17 protein-coding genes and 2 pseudogenes are annotated in these 22005 nt (G+C 73.5%); 12 read left to right on the top strand and 7 right to left on the bottom strand.

Annotated elements, in window-relative coordinates; all coding sequences use genetic code 11:
• Window positions 1-23: 23 nt before the first annotated feature.
• The 12 genes and pseudogenes from MW084_RS00215 to MW084_RS00160 all read left to right on the top strand — a co-directional run bounded on the left by MW084_RS00215 (window position 24) and on the right by MW084_RS00160 (window position 14236).
• Window positions 24-995 (top strand): helix-turn-helix transcriptional regulator, encoded by a 972-nt coding sequence (locus MW084_RS00215; protein ID WP_010470976.1) that lies wholly within the window; start codon window positions 24-26, stop codon window positions 993-995.
• A gap of 94 nt (window positions 996-1089) precedes the next feature.
• Window positions 1090-1302: an MbtH family protein gene (locus MW084_RS00210; RefSeq protein ID WP_010470973.1), complete on the top strand. Its 213-nt coding sequence runs from the start codon at window positions 1090-1092 to the stop codon at window positions 1300-1302.
• A gap of 445 nt (window positions 1303-1747) precedes the next feature.
• Window positions 1748-5719 carry a non-ribosomal peptide synthetase gene (locus MW084_RS00205; protein WP_010470971.1) on the top strand — a complete coding sequence of 1324 codons (3972 nt, stop codon included), beginning with the start codon at window positions 1748-1750 and terminating at the stop codon, window positions 5717-5719.
• On the top strand, window positions 5716-6996 hold the full coding sequence (locus MW084_RS00200; RefSeq protein ID WP_010470970.1) for an MFS transporter: 1281 nt from the start codon (window positions 5716-5718) through the stop codon (window positions 6994-6996). The genes MW084_RS00205 and MW084_RS00200 overlap by 4 nt, the downstream gene beginning before the upstream one ends.
• Before the next feature lie 128 nt (window positions 6997-7124).
• Window positions 7125-8096 (top strand): aspartyl/asparaginyl beta-hydroxylase domain-containing protein, encoded by a 972-nt coding sequence (locus tag MW084_RS00195; protein WP_029553526.1) that lies wholly within the window; start codon window positions 7125-7127, stop codon window positions 8094-8096.
• 57 nt (window positions 8097-8153) lie between these two features.
• Window positions 8154-8930, top strand: coding sequence for a 2OG-Fe dioxygenase family protein (locus MW084_RS00190; protein ID WP_010470966.1), 777 nt, complete (start codon window positions 8154-8156; stop codon window positions 8928-8930).
• A gap of 440 nt (window positions 8931-9370) precedes the next feature.
• Window positions 9371-9704 (top strand): annotated as a pseudogene (locus tag MW084_RS00185) (helix-turn-helix domain-containing protein); the annotation flags it as partial.
• Window positions 9705-9717: 13 nt separating this feature from the next.
• Window positions 9718-10121 (top strand): IS30 family transposase (locus MW084_RS00180; RefSeq protein ID WP_275563385.1); only part of this gene is annotated, 404 nt, incomplete at both ends.
• Window positions 10122-10185: 64 nt separating this feature from the next.
• On the top strand, window positions 10186-10608 hold a 423-nt coding region (locus MW084_RS00175; protein WP_275563384.1), incomplete at its 5' end, for an IS30 family transposase.
• A 309-nt stretch (window positions 10609-10917) separates the two neighbouring features.
• On the top strand, window positions 10918-11718 hold the full coding sequence (locus tag MW084_RS00170; protein ID WP_010471596.1) for a phytanoyl-CoA dioxygenase family protein: 801 nt from the start codon (window positions 10918-10920) through the stop codon (window positions 11716-11718).
• On the top strand, window positions 11715-13235 hold the full coding sequence (locus MW084_RS00165) for an AMP-binding protein (RefSeq protein WP_010471594.1): 1521 nt from the start codon (window positions 11715-11717) through the stop codon (window positions 13233-13235). The genes MW084_RS00170 and MW084_RS00165 overlap by 4 nt, the downstream gene beginning before the upstream one ends.
• Window positions 13236-13750: 515 nt before the next feature.
• A complete protein-coding gene (locus MW084_RS00160; protein WP_010471593.1) occupies window positions 13751-14236 on the top strand; it encodes a hypothetical protein in 486 nt (161 codons plus the stop codon).
• 31 nt (window positions 14237-14267) lie between these two features.
• Here the strand turns inward: MW084_RS00160 and MW084_RS00155 are convergent, their stop codons facing one another.
• The 7 genes and pseudogenes from MW084_RS00155 to MW084_RS00135 form a co-directional block, all read right to left on the bottom strand.
• A complete protein-coding gene (locus MW084_RS00155; RefSeq protein ID WP_010471591.1) occupies window positions 14268-15323 on the bottom strand; it encodes a helix-turn-helix transcriptional regulator in 1056 nt (351 codons plus the stop codon).
• Window positions 15324-16413: 1090 nt separating this feature from the next.
• Window positions 16414-16629 (bottom strand): acyl carrier protein, encoded by a 216-nt coding sequence (locus MW084_RS24405; protein WP_420833754.1) that lies wholly within the window; start codon window positions 16627-16629, stop codon window positions 16414-16416.
• Window positions 16630-16667: 38 nt separating this feature from the next.
• Window positions 16668-18096, bottom strand: a 1429-nt coding sequence (locus tag MW084_RS24400) for an amino acid adenylation domain-containing protein (RefSeq protein WP_420833753.1), incomplete at its 3' end; no start/stop codon positions are given.
• Between the two features lie 164 nt (window positions 18097-18260).
• A partial coding sequence (locus MW084_RS00150; protein WP_275563382.1) for a hypothetical protein occupies window positions 18261-18796 on the bottom strand: 536 nt, incomplete at its 3' end.
• 63 nt (window positions 18797-18859) lie between these two features.
• Window positions 18860-19234, bottom strand: a pseudogene (locus tag MW084_RS00145) (hypothetical protein); the annotation flags it as partial.
• Between the two features lie 70 nt (window positions 19235-19304).
• A complete protein-coding gene (locus tag MW084_RS00140; protein WP_010471585.1) occupies window positions 19305-20129 on the bottom strand; it encodes an SDR family oxidoreductase in 825 nt (274 codons plus the stop codon).
• Complete coding sequence (locus MW084_RS00135; protein WP_010471583.1) at window positions 20126-20896, bottom strand: thioesterase II family protein; 771 nt, start codon at window positions 20894-20896, stop codon at window positions 20126-20128. The genes MW084_RS00140 and MW084_RS00135 overlap by 4 nt, the downstream gene beginning before the upstream one ends.
• Between the last annotated feature and the right edge of the window lie 1109 nt (window positions 20897-22005).

Here is a 22005-nt window from a genome sequence, read left to right as displayed (position 1 = left end):
CGACACACCTGGGAGACGCACCCATGCTCACCCTGTGGGGACTGGAACCGATGGAGGAAGCGGTGTACCGGGAGACGTGCGCGTCACCCGCGCCGGGCACCGAGACGATCGCCGACCGGCTGGCCGTCGCACCGGACCTGGTGCGCGCCCGCCTCGACCGGCTGCTCGAACTCGGCCTGGTACGACCCTCCTACGAGGTGCCGGGCGGGTTCGCCGCGGTGGACCCGGTCCTGAGCCTGCAGCAGTCGCTGGCGGGCCAGCACGAGGAGTTGCTGCGACGGCAGCGGCGGCTCGCCGAGACCCACGCCGAGGTCGTCCGCCTGCTCGTGTCCGGTCCGTCGGGCAGGGCCGAACAGGTGGAGCGGCTCCGGGGGAGGGACGAGGTGCAGTGCCGGATGGACCGCCTGGTGGGGGAGGCGACCCGCGAGGTGCTGACGTTCCGGCCAGGCGGCGCGCAGTCGGCACCGGAACTCGCGGCGTCGCGCCGGAACGACGCGGCGCTGCTGAGCCGCTCGGTGTCGATCCGGACCGTCGGCACGGACACCCGCTCCTACGACGCCGCGACGACGGCGTACGTGCGCTGGCTGACCGGCAACGGCGGCCAGTTCCGCGGCTCCGAAACCCCGCTGCCGAGAATGGTCCTGGTCGACGGCTCGGTCGCGCTGGTACCCGCCGACCCGCAGGACACGGCGGCGGGCGCGCTCTGCGTGACCGATCCCGGTCTCGTCGCCCCCATGGTCACCCTGTTCGAACAAACCTGGTCGTCGGCCGCACCACTGGACGCCGAGCGGCCCACTGCGGGCGACACCCCGAGCGGCAGGGAACTGGCGCTGCTCAGGCTGGTCGCCGAGGGGTGCACCGATGCCGCCGCCGCCGGCCGGCTGCACGTCTCGCACCGGACCGCCCGCCGCATGATGGCGGCGCTGATGGAGCGCCTCGGCGCTCGCAGCCGCTTCGAGGCCGGGGTCAAAGCCGCCCGGCTCGGCTGGCTCTGACCGGCGGACGGGCCGGCCGCACCCGACTCCGGCCCCACGACACATCCCCGGCCGATCTCCACGATCCGGCCCGATCACCCGGAAGGACAGTTCCGTGAACAATCCGTTCGACGACGAAAACGGCTCCTACCTCGTGCTGGTCAACGCGGAGCGACAGCACTCCCTGTGGCCCGCGGACATCGACGTGCCCGCCGGATGGTCCACCGTGTTCGGCCCGGCAACGCGGACCGCGTGTCTGGACCACGTCGAGGAGAACTGGACGGACATGCGGCCCGCCAGCCTGGCGGCCATGATGGACGGGGCCTGACCGATGGCGGCGAGCCCCGTCGGCCCCACCGGCCCCGCGGCCGGGCCGACGCCCACCGGGGCGTCGCGGTGAGCGGCGCACGGGACACCGCTGCGGCGCCCCCGCACCGGGGTCCGGGCGCCGCACGGCCCCCGGCCTGCCCGGGCCTCTCCGGCGGTGGCACGGCCGGGTACCGGCCGTGGACCGCGAGCACGCACGCCGGGACGGCCCCGGCCGTGCTCCGCCGCCCCGGCGGAGAGGGGCGGTTCACCGGGCCCCTCGCCCGGGACCGGGCCGAACCGGCCACCGGGGGCGCGGAACCGCCGCCCTGTGCCGGCCCCGGTCCCCACCGGCACGACGTGCCCGGTGACGGCCGCCTCCCCACNCCTCCGACCCATCTCCTATACCGCGCCGGACCGCCCCCACCCCTTCCGCCGCATCCGGCTCCGCCCCTGAGGAGTGACCCGTGTACCCCGTGTCCTACGCCCAGCGGAGGCTGTGGTTCCTGAATCGTGTGAACGGCCTGTCCGCGGTCTACAACTGCCCGCTCGTGATCCGGATGGAAGGCGAACTGGACCGCACCGCCCTGGCGGCGGCGCTCGCCGACCTGGCGGACCGGCACCAGGTGCTGCGCACGGTGTACCCGGCGATCGACGGCGAACCCGTACAGCGGGTCCTCGACCGGCGGCCCGAACTCGACCTGGTGACGTGCGAGGGGAAGAGCGGGCTCGCCGGCGCACTCGCCTCCACCGTCGACCGCGGCTTCGAGCTGACGACGGATCTCCCGATCCGCGCGACGCTGTTCGCGCCGGCGCCGCGGGAGCACGTGCTGGCGCTGGTGATCCACCACATCGCCTGCGACGAGTGGTCCTGGCGGCCGCTGCTCGGCGACCTGGCCGCGGCCTACCGCGCCAGGGCCGCGGGGCGGGCCCCGCGGTGGGAACCGCTGCCGGTGAGCTACCCGGACTACGCGGCGTGGCAGCGGGAACTGCTGGGCGACCCGGACGATCCGGCGAGCCTGCTCGCGACACAGCTGTCCTTCTGGCGGGAGACGCTGGCCGGACTGCCGGCCGAGCTGGACCTGCCGTTCGACCACCCGCGCCCCGCGGTGGCCGACCACCGCGGCGACTGGGTGCCGCTGAAGCTCGACGGCGACCTGCACCGCCACCTGCTCGCGGTCGCCACCGACCACGGGTGCACCACGTTCATGGTCCTGCAAGCCGGCCTCGCGGTCCTGCTGTCCCGGCTGGGGGCGGGCACGGACATCCCGATCGGCACCGCGGTGGCGGGGCGTCCGGACGAGGCGCTGGAGGGCCTGGTGGGCTTCTTCGTGAACACCGTGGTGCTGCGCACCGACGTGTCCGGCGATCCGACCTTCAGCGAGCTGCTGCACCGCCTGCGGGACGCGGACCTCGCCGCCTACGACCACCAGGACGTCCCCTTCGAGCGGCTGGTCGAGGACCTCAACCCGGAGCGGTCACTGGCACGGCACCCGCTCTTCCAGGTCATGCTGACCCTGTCCCGGTCGGAGGAGGCGACGCTCTCGCTGCCGGGCCTGGCGTGCACCGAGGAGCACCCGGACTGGAAGGTCGCGAAATTCGACCTGTCCGCGGACTTCCGGGAGAACTACACGCCGGACGGGAACGCCGCGGGCATCGACGGCGCCCTCGAGTACGCCACCAGCCTGTTCGACCGGGCCACCGCCGACCGCATCGCCGACGCCCTGCCCCGGTTGCTCCGGCAACTCCTGTCGGCACCCCAGCGCCCCGTCGGTGAAGCCGACCCGCTGTCCGCCGAACACCGCCACCAGGTCCTCGTCGCGTGGAACGACACCGCCCGGCCCGTGCCGCAGGCCACCGTGCCGGAGCTGTTCGAGGCGCAGGCCGCGCGGACACCCCGGGCGACCGCGGTGGTGTGCGGGAGCACCAGACTCACCTTCGCCGAACTCGACGACCGCGCCAACCTCCTCGCGCACCGTCTGCGTGCGGAAGGGGCCGCGACGGAGCGGCTGGTCGGGCTGGCCCTGCCCCGGTCGGCGGACTCCGTGGTGGCGATGCTGGCGGTGCTCAAGACCGGCGCGGCCTACCTGCACGTCGACCTCGAGTACCCGCCGGACCGGATCGGGCACATGCTGCGGGACGCCGCACCGGTCGCCGTCGTCACGGACACCGCGACCGCGGCCGCGCACGCGTTCGGCGAGCTGCCCGCGGTGCTCGTCGACCGGATCGAGGAGCCCACCGGCCCCGTGGCCGCCCTGAACCACCGCATACCGCCGGCGAGCGCGGCGTACGTCATCTACACGTCCGGATCCACCGGCCGCCCCAAGGGAGTGCTGACTCCGCACTCCGCGCTGAGCAACCTGTACGCCTTCCACCGCGAGGGCCTGATCGCGCGCGCCGAGGCCACCGCAGGCCGGCGGCTGAGGTCCGCCGTCACCGCCTCCCTCTCGTTCGACACGTCGTGGGAGGCACTGTTCTGGATGCTGGCCGGACACGAACTCCACGTGATCCGCGACGACGTCCGGCGCGACGCCGCCGCGTTGACCGCGTACGTCGCGGCCGCCGGGATCGACGTCCTGGACGTCACCCCCACCTACGCGGAGCACCTGCTCGACGCGGGCCTGCTGTCCGGACCGCACGCGCCGCTGGTGCTGCTGCTCGGCGGGGAAGCCGCCGGGCGGACCCTGTGGACCCGCGTCCGGGAGGCGTCCGGCACGATCTGCCACAACCTCTACGGCCCCACGGAGTGCACTCTGGACGCGCTGTGGTGGGACGCCGCGGACAGCCCGCACCCGCTGATCGGCACACCGATCGGGAACACCAGGGTCTTCGTGCTGGACGAGCGGCTGCGCCCCGTCGCGCCCGGCGTCCCGGGCGAGCTGTACGTGACCGGCCCCGGCGTGGCCCGCGGCTACGTGAACCGTCCGGCCGCGACCGCCGAACGGTTCGTCGCCTGCCCCTTCGTCCCGCACGGCGAGACGGGGAGCCGCATGTACCGCACCGGCGACCTGGTCCGGTGGGATCACCGGGGCAGACTGGACTACCTGGGCCGCACCGACGACCAGGTCAAGGTGCGGGGCTTCCGGGTCGAACCCGGCGAGGTGGAGGCCGCGCTGGCCCGGTGCCCGGGGGTGGCGCAGGCCGCCGTGGCCGTGCACGGGGCCGCCGGGGGCGACAGACGGCTGGTGGGGTACGTGCAACCCGCGGCGGGCCGGACGCCCGACGCGCGGGACCTGCGCAGACGGCTGGCCGCGACCCTGCCCGACCACATGGTCCCGTCGTTCTTCCAGGTGGTGGAACGGCTGCCGATGACGCCCAACGGGAAACTCGACCGGGACGCGCTGCCGCCCCCGGACCTCGCGCACCGTCCGGCGTCGCGCGGCCCGCGCGGGCCCCACGAGGAGGTCCTCTGCGGGCTGTTCGCGGAGGTGCTGGGGCTGAGCCGGGTCGGCGCCGAGGAGAACTTCTTCGAACTGGGCGGCCACTCCCTGCTCGCCACCCGGCTGCTCGCCCGGGTACGGGCGGTGCTGGGCGGGGAACTCACCATCCTGGACCTGTTCCAGGCACCCACCGCGGCCGACCTGGCGGACCGGCTGGCCGCCGGCGCGCGGCACGATCCGCTCTCGCCTCTGCTCCCGCTGCGGACGGGAACGGATCGGCCCGCCGTCTTCTGCGTGTATCCGGCCGCCGGGATCAGCTGGGTCTACTCGGGCCTCCTCGGCCACATCGACGCCGAGTACCCCGTGTACGGCCTGCAGGCGAGGGGCCTCACCGACGCGGCGGCGGCCGGCCGGTCCTGGCGGGAGACGGTCGAGTACCACGTGGAGCAGATCAGGTCCGTCCAGCCCGAAGGGCCCTACCGGCTGGTCGGATGGTCCTTCGGCGCCGTGCTCGCCCACCTGATGGCCACCGACCTGCAGGCCGGGGGAGCCCGGGTCGACCTGCTCGCCCTGCTCGACGGCTACCCGCCCGACTCGGTACCCGGCCACCGGCCCCTCGCCGACGGCAGCCCGGAGGCATTCACCGAGCTCCTGGACTCCCTGGGGTACGACCTCTCCGCACGCGGCGAGGGGCCGCTGCGCTACGACGACTACGAGCGGACGGTCCGCCGGCCGGGCAGCGCGCTCGAACGGCTGACGCGGCCGGAGGCCGCCGCCCTGGCCCGGGTGTTCGTGGACAACGACCGGATCTACGGGGAGCTGAGGCCCCGGACGTACCGGGGGGACGTGGTGTTCTTCTCCGCCACGGCGGGGAAGTCGCAGGACTCGCCCGCGCCGGAAGCCTGGCGCGACCACGTGACCGGACGGATCGAGGTGCACGAGATCGCCTGCGCCCACGGTGAGATCACCCGGACGGAGCCGATCGCGCGGATCGGCGCCGTCCTCGCCGGAGAACTCGCCCGGCTGGACGGCCCGCGGCCCACGGCGGGAGAGCGATGACCGACGGGCCGCACCGGGGCTCGGTGGTCGGGCGCGGATTCCGGTTGTTCTGGTTCGGGGAGACGGTGAACCTCCTCGGCAACGGGATCGCGGTGGTGGTGCTGCCCCTGGTCGCCGTCCTCACCCTGCACGCGGGCACCCTCGTCGTCGGACTGCTGACATCGGTCGCCTACCTGCCCTGGCTGATCCTCGGCCTGCCCGCGGGCGCGTGGGTGGACCGCCTGCCGCGCCGCCCGGTGATGCTGGTCTGCAACGCCGTCTCCTTCGTCGCCTTCGCCAGCGTCCCGGCCGCGGCCTGGGCGGGCGCACTCACCATTCCCCACCTGCTCCTGACCGCCTTCGTCGGCGGTTGCGCCGACGTCTTCTTCACCACCGCGCAACGTGCGTACGTGCCGACGCTGCTCTCCGACGCGGAGTTGCTGGCCGGCAACGCGCGGCTGCAGGGCAGCGAGTCGACGGCCGAGGTCGTCGGCCCCGGTCTGGCCGGACTGCTGGTGCAGGCCTTCGGCGCCGCCACCGGACTGCTGGCCAACGCGCTGAGCTTCCTGGTGTCCTGGCTCTGCCTGCGGACGATCCGGACCACGGAGCCGCCGCCCCCGGCGGTCCGGCGGCGCCGGTTGCGCACCGAGGTCGGTGACGGCCTGAGATTCCTGTTCCGGGACCCCGTCCTGCGCACACTCGCGGTTTTCAGCGCGGTCTCCAACATCGCGCTGACCGGACTGAGCTCGATCGAAGTGGCGTTCCTGGTCCGGACGGTCGGCGTCGGCGAGGCCGTGGCCGGCGCGGTGCTGACGCTGTGCGGTCTCGGCGGGATCCTCGGAGTACTGCTGTCCAACCGGGTGTCCCACCGGTTCGGCACCGCCCGGGCCGTGCTGATCTGCCAGGTGGGCGCCGCGCCCTTCACGTTGCTCTTCCCGCTGACCGGTCCGGGTGCCGGCCTCGCGTTCTTCGTCGTCGGCGGTGTCGGAGCCGGCGCGGGCGTGGTCGCGGCGAACGTCATCACCGACACCTTCCGCCAGCGGTACTGCCCGCCGGACCTGATCGGGCGGATCAGTGCGAGCGCGGCCGTGACCAGCTTCGGTGCCATCGCCGTCGGCGGACTGCTCGGCGGCGTGCTCGGCGAGATGTCCGGCGTCCGGGAAACCCTGTGGACGATGAGCGGGCTGCAGGTACTGGCGACAGGAATTCTGCTGTTCAGCCCGATCCGGAAAATGCGCGATTTCCCGGAAGGTGAACGCGCGACTTCCCGGATCGGGGAGGGAAAAGTCATGGCCTAAAGAGTCCTGGCCGTTTCCGCTCACTGCGAGAACCTTTTCCCGATGTAATGCGGAAGTAGGATGAAGATGGCAAGGCCAAAGCGAACAAGGATTATCGAAGCGAGGCTTTCATGCAGGAGAGCGGGCCCTTGAGGGATCTTCCGGCCGCGGTGATGTTGCGGGACGACCTGGATGTCGACCGGCTGACCGCGGACGTCGCGGAACTCAGCGGTTCCGAATTCTGGGCGCTGCAGCGGTCCTTCGAGGACGGCGCCGTCGGGGAGGAGACCGATGTGGACTGGAAGGTCCTTCCGCTGCGCGCGCCGGGCGGGGACGTCCGGCGAACCGACCCCGGAGGTCCAGGACTCGACCGGTTCGAGGACACCCCCCTGATGGCGAAGGCGCCCTACCTCGCCCGGGTCCTTGCCGAGCTGGGTGCCGAACTGCGCAGCGTCCGCCTGATGGCCCTGGCGCCCGGGGTGTCCGTCGCGGAGCACGCGGACACCCCGATCGGACTCCCCTACGGCTACGTGCGGCTGCACATCCCGCTGGTCACCAACCCCGGCGCGGTGCTGGTGACGGACGGGGCCGAGCAGCGCTGGCAGCCGGGAACGCTCTGGTACGCCGACTTCAACCGCCCGCACTCCGTACGCAACACCGGCGACCGGACCAGGATCCACCTGGTCGCGGACTGCACGGTCGACGACAGGCTGCTGGCCCTGTTCCCGGAGGGTTTCCGGGCGCGGCTGCCGGTCAGCGACATCGCCTACCACCGGCCCGTCCTGCCGCTGACCCCGCCCGAACTCGCCGAGTTCGGCTGCCGCTTCGCCGTCCCGTTCTCCTTCATGGAGTGGGGAGAGCAGGTGGTCGACGACCGGGAGACCGACCTCGACGCCGAAGTGGCCGCCGAGGACGGCGAGCTCGTCCTGCGCGCCGAGGGACGTGCGCCGGTGGGACTGCTGCACCTGGGCGCCGGCGAGTTCCGGTTGCTCGGCTGGAGCGAGGAGCGACTGCTCCGCCTCGACCTCTTCGGCGACGACCCGCGGGTGGAGTTCTCCACCCGGTGCGGACGCCGGCGCCAGGTGGTCGTCCGCCCGGCCCGCCGGCCCGCCGCGGCCTGACGGCCCGGGCCGTCGCCCACCCCAGTCCACCCGTTTCGACCACTGCTTGGGACAGTCATGCAGACGCTTTCCGAACCGTCCATCCTCGTCCAGCACGGATTCGCCCGCTACGACCTCGCCGAGGAATTCGGGATCACCGAGTCCGACGAAGCCTTCCGGAGCCTGCGCGCCGAATTCCTCGACCTGCCGCCGGACCCCTACGCGCCGGAGGTGGGACGCAACCGCCGCTACGCCCGCGGTGTTTTCCTCCCGTGGTCGCGGGAGTTCGACTGGATACCGGACACGCACCTCGGCGAACGGGGCCGGATGAACGGCTACTACCAGGCCGACCACAACCCCGAGTACGTCGGTGTGGTTCGCGAACTGCCCGCCATGAGCGAAACCGCCCGGAACAATCCGATCATCCGCGAGATCCTCTCCTTCGACTTCGCGCAGACGCGATGGTCGCGGGATGACGCGGCGTTCCCGCTGCACGTCGGGGTGCACCTGATCAAGCTGGCGGTGGACGACCCCCGGCACGAGGCGATCTCCTCACCCAACGAACTCCACCAGGACGGCGAACCGTTCGTCTTCGCGCACCTGGTGTACCGCCGCAACGTCGTCGGCGGCGTGAACGTGATCGCGCCGCCGAAGTACCGGGGCAAGCTGCCCTCGGACGTGCCCGACGGCGAGGCCCTGGCCGAGTTCGAACTGACCAGGCCGCTGGAGTCCTACGGCGTCACCGACGAGAAGGTCAGCCACTACGTGTCCCCCATCAGGCGGGGGACCGCGGCGGAGACGGGCGAGCGTGCGGTGGTCCTGGTCGACTTCACCCCGATGCGGCAGCACATCTGAGACCGGGCCCCACCGCCCGTCCGCCCGCGTGCACGCCCGTGCCGAACCGGAGAGGGAGGGCACACGGCGGACGGCCGATCCCGGGCGACGCCCCGGGGGAACCGCTCGACCGCGCCGCCCGAGGCGGCGGCGCGGTCCGGCGGCCGCGGACGGGAGGCGGTACGACGGGCCGGCGGTGAACGGGCCCCCGGGTGACCGCGGAGGGGATCCGGCACGGGGCCCGGCAGGCGGTACTTGGGTTCTATCGGTCCTCGCAACACCCGTGATCTGTGGGAGTTGCGAGGACCGTGGGTGTTGAACGTGATCTTGCGGGGTTGCGGAAGCGTTTCCTCGTACGGCTGGATGCTGTGGGGAACGTGACGGTGGTGGCGCGTGAGCTGGGGGTGAACCGGAACACCGCTTTCGGCTGGGCCCGGAGGGCGGGACACCGTTCGCAGCGCCTGCCGCGTCGGCATCCTCGGCGGGACGAGTACGAGCGACTGCGCGCCACGGGCACCTCGCAGTCCGAGGCCGCCCGGCGCGTCGGGGTGAACGAGCGCACGGCCAGGGACTGGGACTGGGGCGTCAAGAAGACCGCAACGACCAGGACGTATGCCGACGGCCGCCGTGTCGACTACGCGACGGGGACCGCCACGATGTGCGGTATGACCACAGCATCAGTGGGTCTGACGGCCCTGGACAAGCAGTTGCATCCCCGGTTCTTGACTCTGGCCGAGCGCGAGCAGATCCGTGATCTACGTGCGGCAGGCCACTCGCTGCGGGCGATCGGACGCGNCNNCCGGCCGGNCCAGCACCATCAAGCGGGAGATCGACGCGAACGCCGGCCGCGAGGGCTACCAGCCCTACGCCGCCCACCGGGCCGCCGCAGCGCGCAGGCCCCGGCCCAAGGACCGCAAACTGCTGCGCGAGGGACGGCTGCGCCGCTTCGTCCAGGACGCACTGCGCAAGAGGTGGTCGCCGGAGCAGATCTGCCACGCTCTGAGGATGGAGCATCCCGACGACGAGAGCATGCGGGTGAGCGTGGAGACGGTCTACCAGGCGCTGTATTTCCAGGCCCGCGGCGGCCTGAAGCGGGAAGTGCAGGCCGCGATCCGTTCCGGCCGCACCCGCCGCAAACCACGCCGGGACCCCCAGCGGCGCACCCCGCGGTTCATCGACCCGATGGTGATGATCAGTGACCGTCCCGCCNATNNTNNNGNANNNGGCNNTGNNATCTCAACGTNANNNTGTNCTGATCATCGGTGNNNCGGGCGNNCNNTCCGCGATCGCCACCCTGGTCGAGCGCAGCACCCGGTACACCATGCTGGTCCACCTGCCGGGCGGCGCTCACGATGCCCAGACCGTCCGCGACGGCCTCGTCGCCACGATCCAGACCCTGCCCGACCACCTGCGCGGCTCCCTCACCTGGGACCAGGGCAGCGAGATGGCACGCCACAAGCAGTTCACCATGGCCACCGGCATGCCCGTCTACTTCTGCGACCCGGCCTCACCCTGGCAACGCGGCTCCAACGAGAACACCAACGGGCTGCTGCGGCAGTACTTCCCCAAGGGCACCGACCTGAGCCCGCACACCCCCGAAGACCTCGAACACGTCGCCCAGGAACTCAACGGCCGCCCACGCAAGACGCTCGACTGGGATACCCCAGCCGAGCGTCTACGTGATCTACTCACCACCTGAAACCAAGCGGTGTTGCGACGACCCCTTGAACCCAAGGTACGCGACCGCCCGCGCGGGCCCGGGGGCGTGTCCCCGGGCGAGGGGCCGACGAACCGGCCCGCGCACATCCCGTGGCCGGCCCGGCACCGCGCGCCGGCGGCGGGAAGGCCGCGGGCTTCGGGGAAGAGGCCCGCCGCCTCACATCGGCGTACGCCGGCGCCGCCCGGCGATCGGCGGACCGGGAATTCCGGATGTGGCGACGCGGCGGTTCCCACGCCCGCGCAACGCTTTTCATTGCCCTGCAGAACAAGGCAGAGAGGCCATCGAACCATGCTCACCGAAAGTCAGATATCGGAATACCGCTCCGAGGGGTTCCTGCTCGTCGAAGACGTCTTCGGTGCCGACGACATCGCCGCTCTGCGGCGCGAGGTGGTCGATCTCTACGCGATCGACCACCCCGGGCGGATCTTCGAGGAGGACGGCACCACGGTGCGGGGCATCCACGGCTGCCACACCACGGGGACGCTGTTCTCCCGGCTGGTGCGGCTGCCCGAGCTGCTTTCCGCGGCGCAGGAACTGCTGGAGAGCAAGGTGCACGTGTTCCAGTGCAAGGTCAACGCGAAGCAGGCGCTTCGGGGGGAGGTGTGGCAATGGCACCAGGACTACAGCGTCTGGCACACCAAGGACGGCATGCCCGAGCCGCGGGCGGTCAATGTCGCGTTGTTTCTGGACGACGCCACCGAGCACAACGGCCCGCTGCTGGTCGTACCCGGCTCGCACCGGAACGACGCGATGACCCCGTGGCGCCCCGAGCCCCAGGGCCCGTCGCGGTGGGAAGCCGACCTGTCGGCGAAACTGGAGTTCGCCCTGGACGCCGAGCAGATGGCCAGGGCGACCGCGGAGTCGGAGATCCGGTCCGTCGTCGGACGTGCCGGGAGCCTGCTGTTCTTCCACCCCTGCATCGCGCACGGCTCCGGTGCGAACATGTCACCCGCCGACCGGACCATGGCGTTCGTCAGCTACAACAGCGTCGACAACGAACTGCGCGAAGTGCCCGACCCGCGCCCGGAGTTCGTGGCGTCGCGCGACTACCGGCCGCTGGAACTCCTCGACGGGGGGCTGATCGCATGAGCGACCTCGACGGTTCACTGATCCGGATGCTGGTCGACGCCGTCGCTCGGCACCGGGACGCGGTGGCGGTCGTCGACGACGGCGTCGCCCACACCTACGCGGAACTCGACGAGGTGTCGGCCGAGATCGCCGGCGGTCTCGCCGAACACGGCATCGGCCCCGGTGACGTGGTCGACGTGCACGCGACCCGTTCGTGGTCCCGTTGCGCGGCGGTGCTGGGCGTGTGGCGCGTCGGGGCCGGCGTGCTGTCCATCGACCCGGCCATGCCGCCGGCCTGGACGGGCAGACTGGTCGACAGCGCCGGCTGCGCCATGATCCTGCGGGCCGACGAGTGCGCACCGGTCGAAGCGGGGATCGCGGAACACACCTTCCGGTCGATCCGTGGAACGAGACGGGACGAGGTCGCGACCGGTCCGGTCTGCTACGTCATTCCCACCTCCGGGTCCACGGGCGAACCCAAGGCCGTCGCGGTGCCGCCGGTGGTCCTGGCGGACCTGGGCGAATGGCACGTCCGGCGGTGGAGCCACGACCGGCCCCCGAACACCCTGCACATGTCGTCCATCGGCTTCGACATGGTGTACGAGGACACGGTGGCGACCTGGCTGGCCGGTGCGACCCTGATCGTGGTGGACGACCAGGACCGGCTGGACCCCTTCACGCTGATCGACATCGTTCGCGAGCACGACGTCGCCCGGCTCTTCCAGCCGGTGGTCGGGCTGCACGGACTGGCCGCCGCCGCGTGCGCCGGGGGCAGAAGGATGCCGAGCCTGCGGGAGATCTCGGTGGCGGGTGAACAACTGGTGATCAACGACGAGGTGCGGCGGTTCTGCGCCGACGGCGACCTGACGCTGGTGAACCAGTACGGGCCGAGCGAAACCCATGTGGTCACCCAGTACCGGCTGACGGGCGACGTCGCCACCTGGCCCGACCGGCCGCCCATCGGCACCGCGGTCGTCGACGCGGAGCTGCTGTGCCACGTGGACGGACGGCTGCGTCCGTTCGCGCCCGGCGAGACCCGGGAGCTGGTGATCGCCGGGAACTGCGTCGGGATCGGGTACGCCGGTGACGACGCGCTCACCGCGAAGAAGTTCCGGGAGGTCGAACACCGGGACGGCGGCACGCGGCGCTGCTACTTCAGCGGAGACCTGGTCACGTTCGACGGCGAGGAGTTCCACTTCGTCTCCCGGCTCGACGACCAGCTGAAGGTGAACGGCTACCGGGTCGAGCCGGGTGAGGTGGAGGCCGTGCTCACCGGGGTCGCGGGTGTCCGCCGGGCCGCGGTCGTCGGGGTCAGGGTGGCCGGCTCCACGCAACTGGCGGCGTTCTACACCCCGGTGACCGGTGCGGAGGTCGACCAGGACGACCTGCGCGGCGCGTGCACCTCCCACCTGCCCCGGTTCATGGTTCCCAGACACTTCACCGAATTGGACGCACTCCCGTCGACGCGGAACGGGAAGATCGACCGGGCGAAGCTCCGGGAGTCGTTCCAGGAGCTCGCCGCGGGCCGTGACGGTTGAGGACGCCGGACGGTCCCACCCGCCCGCATCGTCGGCCGTTGAGGGGCTTCGGGTGTTTCGTCCACCCCCCGCCTTGGTGCCGGAGAACTTGGTGAACCGTCCCGTCGGTGGATTCCGGGACGGACGTCCAGCATCGTGGAAAGGCGGGAAGGGCAGGAGGGGAGCGGCCGGGAGGCATCGGCCGGGACTCTTCCGGAACTCCTCACTCCGAACTCCGGGAGAAACCATGAAGTCCACCCGCGCGGTGGGGGAGCGGAGGGGTGCCGGCGGCGGCCTCGCCGAGCGGGGGGAACGGACGTGCCCGGCCCGTGGGGCCGGGCATCCCCGTACCCGGCCCGGGGGCGGGCCGGACACGCGGCTGCCGGAGCCGGCGGATCCCCGCCGCGGCCGCTCGGGCGACCCCTCCGCCTCCCCGGGGCGTCCGGCAGCCTTGACCCGCCTCATCCACCCCGCACCGCCCCGACCCGCGGCGAGATCGGAGAACCGTGCCCGGACAGCGAGGTCTCAGCCGACCGATGCAGTCCTTCGTCGAGGAACTGGCCCTGTGCGTGGCGGTCAACGGCGCCAAGGGGCCCGCCCTGCTGTGGTCCGAGGATCCGACGGTCCCGCCGGCGCTGCTCGGGCTGTCCCGGCCGGCCCGCCCGGAGTCGTGTGCCGGTTCCTCCGTGCCCGGCGGGCCGGACACGGAGGAACTGGCGGCGGAACTGGGCCGCACGCTGCAGTTGCGGGTGCGTTCCTCCTACCGCTTCCTGACGGCGGGTTCGCCCGCCACGGAAGAGGCACCGGGGGATGCCGAGTCCACGGTCACGGTCCTGGAAGGAGCCTGCCGCTGCGTCCTGTCGCGCACCGGTGAGGACCCGGCACCCCGCCCCTCCCACCCGCTGGGCATGCGGTTGCGCTCCGGTGACACCCTCTTCGTGCCCCGGGGCCACACCTACCGGCTGTCGGAGGTCCACGCCCCGACCACCCTGCTCGAACTCCGCCTGCGGGGTCCGGACTGACGGCGTGTGCCGCCGGAGGACGGCTGCCGGATCAGGCCGAGGCCACCGTGGGCCGCGCGTCCGGCTCCCCGTCGCCGTTCAGCAACCCCCTCGCGGCCACCGCGACGCCGGCCTGGAAACGGCTCTGGGCGCCGAGCACCTGCATGATGTCCGCGATGTGCTTGCGGGTCGTACGCAGGGACATGCCCAGCCGCCGGGCGATGGCCTCGTCCTTCAACCCCGCCGCCAGCAGCCACAGGATGGTGCGGTCCAGATCCTTGGCGACCGCCTCCAGGCCGTCGGCGGCCGCGTCGGAGAACGGCTGGGCCTGCGACCACATCTGCTCGAACAGCTCGTACAGGAAGTGCACCACCGACGGCTCCCGCACCACCACCGCGCCCGGCCCGTCGTCACGGCTGGTCATGAACGCCAGTTCCCGATCGAAGACGATCACCCGGCCGACGAGCTGGTGAGCGGTCCGGTACTCGCCGCCCAGCGCGCTCATCGTGGCCACGTACGCCTGGCTGGGGCTGTTGAACCGGGCGGTGTGGTGGTAGAGGGTGCGCAGCCGCACTCCCCGGGCGAGCATCCGGCTGTCCCGAAGCGAGGCATCCTGGAGCACTTCGGGCGAACGGGTGCCGCCGGGCTGCACGGTGACCATGTCCTCCCGGCACTGCTCGGCCGCCCGGTTCAGCGCGGCCCGCACCTGGGTGAGTCCAGGGATGGTCTCCAGGTCCGCCAGGGAACCGTGCCTCCCCTTCTTGTAGTCGAACGCGAGCTGGGCGAACTGGTCGGAGAAGACGCGCAGCCGCGCCTGCTGCTCCGCGATGGCCCGCTCCACCGGCGCGGTGGCCACGGAGGCGACCAGGTGCGGGTCGACGGCCCGCAACCGGTCGTCCCCCTCCCCGTCCCTCCGCACCAGGCCGATCCGGATGAGGTGGTCCACCGCATTGCTCACCGCACCCTCGCAGGACCCCGTCTCCTCGGCTATCCGGACCGGGTCGAGGCGGCCGTGCAGGGCCAGCCAGCGGTAGACGGCCACTTCCTCGGCACCCAGCGTGTCCTCCACGGTGAGTACGTCGCCGCCATCGGTCTGCTGCTTCCCCATCGGTCCTCCTGGTTTCTGCTCGTGGTGCCGGCCGAGCCGGTGGTCGTCGTCCGGCTTCTACGCCTCCGAAGAGCCGGAGGCGGGGGAATCGGTTGCCCCGCGGGGGAGAGGTGCTGGTGCCGTCGGCGCGGCCTTCGCGCGACACCGGCCCGGACAGCGCGTCCCGCACACGCCGCCACTCCCTTCCGGATCGGTGTCTCCCCTGGTCGGAAGGGGGTCCGGGCGCCCCATGCCCTTCGTGGAATCCGGGGCGGCCGTGCGGCGGCGGTTTCGGGTACGCGTGCCGCGCGAAAGGCGCCGGCGTGGAGCACGGCGCACAGGACGCCGGCGCGGCGGCGGGTGACGCGGAGGAGGGCCTGCGCCGGTTCTGCCTCCACCCAGCGGCTGCGGCGACTGCGGCGGCTACGGGGGACGGGGCCGCGCGGAGCGGCGGATGCGGAAGGGGGCGCCGCGTGTCCGGGCCGCCGGTTCCCACGCCCGGGGCGTGCTCGCCGTGGACGGAGACCCCGGACGAGCGGGACCCGGCGTGAGACCCGGGCGGGTGGTCGGGTGGCGGGGGTCTGGACCGTCCGTCATCGGCACCGCGGCGGAGGATTCGGGGATGCCGGCGCAGAAGCCGGCCGCGGTGGCGGGAGCCGTCTTCAGGGCGCGGAACACGATGCCGCCGATATGCCCGGACCAGGCGGACCAGGCGGACCAGGCGGACCAGGCGGACCAGGCGGACCAGGCGGACCAGGCGGACCAGGCGGACCAGGCGGGCCGGGTGACCAGGCAGACCAGACGGACCGGGTGGACCGCGTGGACCGGGCGGGATCTCCGCGGAACGGGGTGAAGCGGTGGCGGCCGCCCGGGGCACGGACGTTCCGGACGCGGTCCCGGGGTCTCGGTGCCGCCCGATCGGCAGCCCGGGGCGCGGCGGGAGCCTGCCGGGCCGGTGACCGGGCCGCCGACGCCGACCGGGCCGGTCACCTGCGGTGGTGACACGGCACCGGAGGGCCGGCGCGCGCGTCGAAGCGCTCCGCCGTCCGTCGAGGGGACGCCACGCCCCGTGCCGGCGGGTTCCGTACGGCCCGCCGGCACGGGGGCGGTGTCATCTTGGCGTACCGGGCTCCAGGCAGGCGGCCAGGGCCGACGGAGTGGGATGGGCGTACAGGTCGGGCAGGGCGACCGGACCGAAGCCCGCCTTGCGGAGGGCGCCCAGGAGCTTCACTGCGAGCAGGGAGTTGCCGCCGTTCTCGAAGAAGTGCGCGTCCGGCTCCGCGTCCGGCTGGACGACGGCACGCCAGAGGGAGAGGACCCGCGCCAGGGCCGGGTCCGTGGGGTCGGGGGCGGCGGCCNNGGCNNCCCGGGGCGACTTCCGGAGGAGGGCCGCCTTGTCCAGTTTGCCGTTGATCGTGAGCGGGAGCGCGGGGAGGGCGATCAGCTCGGAGGGGACCATGTAGTCCGGCAGGAGGCCCGCTGCGCGGCGGCGGACGTCGGCGACGTCGATTGGCCGCGTGTTGTCGGAGGGGACGACGTAGGCGACGATCCCGGTGTGGGCCGGGCCGTCCTCCCGGCCGCGGACGAGGACCGCGGCGTCCGTCACGCCGGGGTCGTCGAGGAGTACCGAGCGGATCTCGCCGAGTTCGATGCGGAAGCCGCGGATCTTGACCTGGTCGTCGAGGCGTCCAGCGTGGTCGAGGGAGCCGTCGGGCCGCAGCCGTCCGAGGTCGCCGCTGCGGTAGAGGCGCCGGCCGGTGAGGCCGTCGGTGACGAAGCGCTCGGCGGTGAGGTCGGGCCGGCCGAGGTAGTGGCGGGCCAGTCCGGCCCCGCCCACCCAGATCTCGCCGACCGCGCCGGGCGGCAGCGGACGCCCCCGGGCGTCGCGCACGGAGACGGACCAGCCGGCGAGCGGGCGTCCCACGCAGCGGGCCCGCGCGGGACTGTCCCAGGGCACGACGTCCCGAAGGGTGACGTGCACGGTCGTCTCCGTGATGCCGTACATGTTGACCAGGCGGCACTCGGCGGGCGGATGGCGCCGGAACCAACCGCCCAGCATCCCCGGGTCGAACGCCTCGCCGCCGAAGACGACCACGCGTGGCGCGGGGCCCCCCGCCGCCGCGTCGGCTTCCAGCAGCCCGGCGAACGCGGACGGGGTCTGGCTCAGTACGGTGACCCCCTCGCGTGCCAGCAGGGCGTGGAAGTCCTCGGGCGAACGCGTGACCAGGTACGGGACGACGACGAGGCGACCGCCGGTGAGCAGGCAGCCCCAGATCTCCCAGACCGAGAAGTCGAACGCCGCCGAGTGGAAGAAGCTCCACACGTCGTCCGGGCCGAGCGCCAGCTCCTCGCGGGTCGCTTCGAGGAGGGCCAGGACGTTGGCGTGCGGTACGACGACGCCCTTGGGGCGGCCGGTGGTGCCGGACGTGTAGATGACGTACGCGTCGTCCTGCGGCCGGACCACGGGCAGTTCGGCGTCCCGTGCCCGCTCGGCGGCGGCCGTGAGGGCGGCGGGGGCGAGCACCGGCGTACCGGGCGGGGCGGGGAAGGCCGAGACGGTGCTGACGACCGCGCTGAGACCGGCGTCCTCCGCGATGTGGCGCAGACGCTCGTCGGGCGCGTGCGGGTCGAGGGGCACGTAGGCGGCGCCGGCCTTGAGCACGGCGAGGAGGGCGACCACCAGGTCGGTGGTGCGTTTCAGGCAGACACCGACGAAGTCGCCGGGTGCGACACCGTGGCCGGCCAGGGCACGGGCCCAGGCCGTGGCGCGTTCGTCGAGCTCGCGGTAGGTCAGCCGGCGCCGGTCGTCGGTGACGGCGAGGGCGTCGGGCCGGGTGCGGGCGAGGAACGCGACGGTGCCGGGAACGGTCCCCGCGCCCGGTGCGGCCGGTGCCGTGGCGTCCCCCAGGGCGACGACCGCACGGGCCTCCTCGTCGGAGAGCGACGGCAGGTCCCCNNAGGGGCTGCCCGGCCCCCGCCCGCCCGAGCCGGGTGGCCAGCCGCGCGACCTGGCGGGCGAACGCCCCGGCGACGGTGGCGTGCACGGCCCGCGGGTCCCGGGCGGTCGCGGCCGGGACGACACCGTCACCCTCCCGGGCGTAGGCGAGGGTCAGTGGGAAGGCGTCCGGCGCGAACGGCACGTACGTCTCGTCGGGGTGTCCCCCGGTCAGGACGAGGCAGAGGGGAGGGCTCTCCGTGCCGCCGGGTTCGCCCGGCCCGCGGAGCCGGGAGGCGACCTGGTCGAGGTACTGCCCGACCGGAAGGTCCTCGTCGACGTCGATGCGGACCACCCCGGCCCCGGGTACGTGCTCGACGGCACCGTCGGAGACGACGGCCAGCCGTACCGCGGGGGTCCGTGCGTACCGGCTGAGGGCGAGGGCCGCCGCGGCGACGGCGCTGACCGGGGATACGGGGGCCCGGCCGGCCGTCTCCCCCTCCGGGCCGAGCGGGGCCAGTGGGGCGCCGGGCCCGTCGGCCAGACCCCAGGCGGGCACGGAAGCGGGCCGCCAGCCGACCGGCGCCGCGGNGGAGGGCGCGGCCGGCACGTCCGNCGGGCNGNCGCCGGCCGCGGCCAGCGCCCCGGCGAGGGCGCGCAGGCCGCCGGGGTCCAGCGTGTCCCGGCGGGCGGTGACGCCGAGGTCGGCCGCGCCGTCCCGGTAGCGGGTCAGGACCACGCGGAGGGTAAAGCCGCCCGGCCCCAGCGGCCGGCGCGCCTCGCGCAGGCCGCGATGGGAGCCCGTCGAGGGGGCGGCGGCGTCCTGGATCCAGTGGCCGGCCGTCCCGTCGGGGCGCGGAAAGGCGGCGGACCGGGCGATACCGGCCGCGGCCCGTGCGACACGGGCGGGGCCCGACAGCCGCAGTACGAAACCGTGTTCGGCCGCGGGCCCGAGCAGGAGACGGGAATCCGTCCGGGTGTGCGTCTCTTCGGTCATCTCTCGTTCCCCTCGGCCGGGTTGTCGTCCGTTGAGCCGGCCCAGCGGCCCCACGGCAGGTGCATGGCGCTCATCGGGCGGTGAACCCGCCGTCGACCGTGAGCGTCGTACCGGTCACCTGGCGGGAGTCGTCGCAGGCCAGCCAGAGCGCCGCACCCGCGATCCCCTCGGGCTCGATCAGCGCGTTCATCGGCTGGGTGGTGACGAAGGTCCGCTCGTGGTCGTCGACGTCCACGCCGAGACTGCGCGCGATCTCGGCGAGCATGCGGCCCTCGACGTCCGGGGCGTCCCGCACCGAGCCCGGGCACAGGGCGTTGACACGCACCTGGAGCGGCGCGAAGTCGAGGGCGGCCGCCTTGGTCAGTCCGATCAGGGCGTGCTTGGCGGCGACGTACGCGGCGAAGTGCCGGTAGCCGACGAGGCCCGCGGTGGAGGAGACGTTGACGATGCTGCCGCTGCGCCGGGCGAGCATCCCCGGGGCCACCGCGCGGATCATGCGCCAGGCGCCGGAGAGGTCGACGTCGAGCATCAGCTCCCACTCGGCGTCGCCGATCTCGTGGACGGGCGTCCCCGAGGGCGCCGCGATGCCGGCGTTGTTGACGAGCACGTCGATGCGGCCGAACCGGCGCAGCGCGGTGTCCACCGCGTCCCGTACGGCAGGGGTGTCCCGGATGTCCGCGAGGACGGGCAGCGTGCAGGCGCCGGCCTCGCGGCACAGCGCGTCGGTCCGGTCCAGCTGGTCGCGGCCGGCGAGCGGGTACGGCACGCCCGGGATGTCGCCGCCGGTGTCGAGGAGCACCAGGTCGGCGCCCTCCCGGGCGAAGCGGACGGCGATCGCGCGGCCGAGGCCCCGACCGGCCCCGGTGACGACGGCGGTCCTGCCCTCCAGCCTCACGGGACCTCCCGCCCGGCCGGGCCGTCGCCCGCCGGGAGGACGCCGGCCGCGGCCGGCGCACCGGGGTGGAGGTCCGCGGCGACGAGGCGCAGCAGCTCCCCGGGCGAGTCGAGCAGGTACATGTGGCCGCCGGACGGCTCCCGGTAGGTGAAGGGGCCGGTCGTGGCCCTGCTCCACTGGGCGGCGTCCTCGGCGGTGACCAGGCTGTCCAGGTCGCCGCGCAGACAGGTCAGGGGCGCCTCGACGGGGGCGTCGGCCAGCGGACGGTAGGTCTCGTGCAGCGCCACGTCGGCGCGGAGCAGGGGCAGCAGCAGCTCCCGGAGCTCCGGGACGTCGAAAGCGGCGTGCCGGTACCCGGCGAGCCGCTCGACGGCGGCGAGGAACGCCTCGTCGTCGAGGTCGGCGGTACTCTCGGCGCGACCGTGGCAGGGGCCGGGCGATCCGCTCACGTACAGGTGGGCCACCGGGATCTCGGTGCGCTCCTCCAGGGCGCGGACCAGCTCGAAGGCGAGGACGGCGCCCATGCTGTGACCCAGGACGGCGACGCGGCGGTGGCCGGCGGCCGCGGCGACGGCCTCGGGAAGCAGGGCGCGGACCGCCGAGGCCGCATCGCGGAACGGTTCCTCGTCGGTGCGCTCCTCACGTCCGGGCAGCTGCAGGGGCGCGAGGCGGATGCCGGGCGGCACCTGCGGCTGCCACGCGTGGAAGAGGCTCGCGCCGGCGCCCGCGTAGGGCAGGCAGAGGAGTGGTACGGGGTCGGGAGTCATCGTGCTGGATCTCGTTTCGTGTGGTGGGCGTGTTGGTGGGCGCCGCCCCCGTGCGGGGAGGTGACGAAGCGGCACACGCGACCGGTGGAGGCGCCGGACCCCGGGGGAGGGCGCGGCGACGAGCCGGTACGAGGAGGAGCGGAAGACGCGGAGGGAGGCCTTCGGCCCGTCGCCGGCGCACGCCGCCGAAGGCGGGACCGCAGGCGCGCGGGGAGTGCGCGGTGGCACGGCGGCGACGGGACCGCGTGCGGGAGCATCCGGAGCTCGGACGGCCCGCCGGCTGCCCGGGCGGAAGGCGGCGCCGTCGGCGTGCTCGCGCGCCGGGACGAGCGCGACCGCACGGGCCGGTTCCCCGACGCGGTCCCCGGTACGGGCGGCCGCGCCGTACCGGCACGGCTCCGCCGTACGGTGCTCCCCGCCGAACGGGGACCCGGCGGGGGCGCCGGTCCGCCCCGGAGGCTCGTCTCGCACGAGTACTGTCACCCACTTCGATCGGTGTGCACGGACGCCTTCCCATGAGGCGACACTGCGACGGCGGGGCACGGCGGCGCCCCCGCGGGCTTTCCGCTCCTTTCCTCGGTGTTCTCGCGCCGCCGGCATCCACCGCGCGGATCGATGCTAGGCAGTGCCCGACAGCGGCGGGCGGCACAACTCCCGGCACCACTGCGGCAGTTTGCGCCCCCCCGGCGGCACGGAACGCGGCGGGCCGTCACCGTGTCCCTCGCCCGCTCCGACGCGAGCCGACCTCTCCCGCACCGCGTCACGCCGACAGGAAGCGAGCGGGACACCCGCGGGTCACGCGCTCCCCCGGAGAGCGCCACGCCGGGTGACACACCACCGCCCACGCGTGCCCGTCCGTCCGCTTCGTGACGTCCGGTTCCCTGCTGTCACCGAGCACGGCATCAGCCCAACGAGTACCGGACCTGTCCGGGAGCGCGCACCGCGTGGCCGGACAGGGGCGGTGAACCTCTCTTTTATCTGTGAGACTTCGGCTCCCCTGTCTGGGACCCCTTGCAGACTGTCATCCGTGACGAACGCACACGATGTCGACTGGTCGACGCGCCACCTGCCCGGTCAGGNTCTGCGGGGTCCCNNNNCACNCNNCGAAA

The organism is Streptomyces sudanensis, from assembly GCF_023614315.1.
Classification (GTDB): domain Bacteria; phylum Actinomycetota; class Actinomycetes; order Streptomycetales; family Streptomycetaceae; genus Streptomyces; species Streptomyces sudanensis.
Note: the sequence above shows the minus strand (reverse complement) of the source record. Positions and strands in the feature narration are given on the sequence as shown.

Coding starts and splice junctions, on each gene's coding strand:
- MW084_RS00215 (WP_010470976.1), top strand. CDS start 24: ATGCTCACCCTGTGGGGACTGGAACCGATGGAGGAAGCGGTGTACCGG.
- MW084_RS00200 (WP_010470970.1), top strand. CDS start 5,716: ATGACCGACGGGCCGCACCGGGGCTCGGTGGTCGGGCGCGGATTCCGG.
- MW084_RS00190 (WP_010470966.1), top strand. CDS start 8,154: ATGCAGACGCTTTCCGAACCGTCCATCCTCGTCCAGCACGGATTCGCC.
- MW084_RS00170 (WP_010471596.1), top strand. CDS start 10,918: ATGCTCACCGAAAGTCAGATATCGGAATACCGCTCCGAGGGGTTCCTG.
- MW084_RS00165 (WP_010471594.1), top strand. CDS start 11,715: ATGAGCGACCTCGACGGTTCACTGATCCGGATGCTGGTCGACGCCGTC.
- MW084_RS00160 (WP_010471593.1), top strand. CDS start 13,751: ATGCAGTCCTTCGTCGAGGAACTGGCCCTGTGCGTGGCGGTCAACGGC.
- MW084_RS00155 (WP_010471591.1), bottom strand. CDS start 15,323: ATGGGGAAGCAGCAGACCGATGGCGGCGACGTACTCACCGTGGAGGAC.
- MW084_RS00135 (WP_010471583.1), bottom strand. CDS start 20,896: ATGACTCCCGACCCCGTACCACTCCTCTGCCTGCCCTACGCGGGCGCC.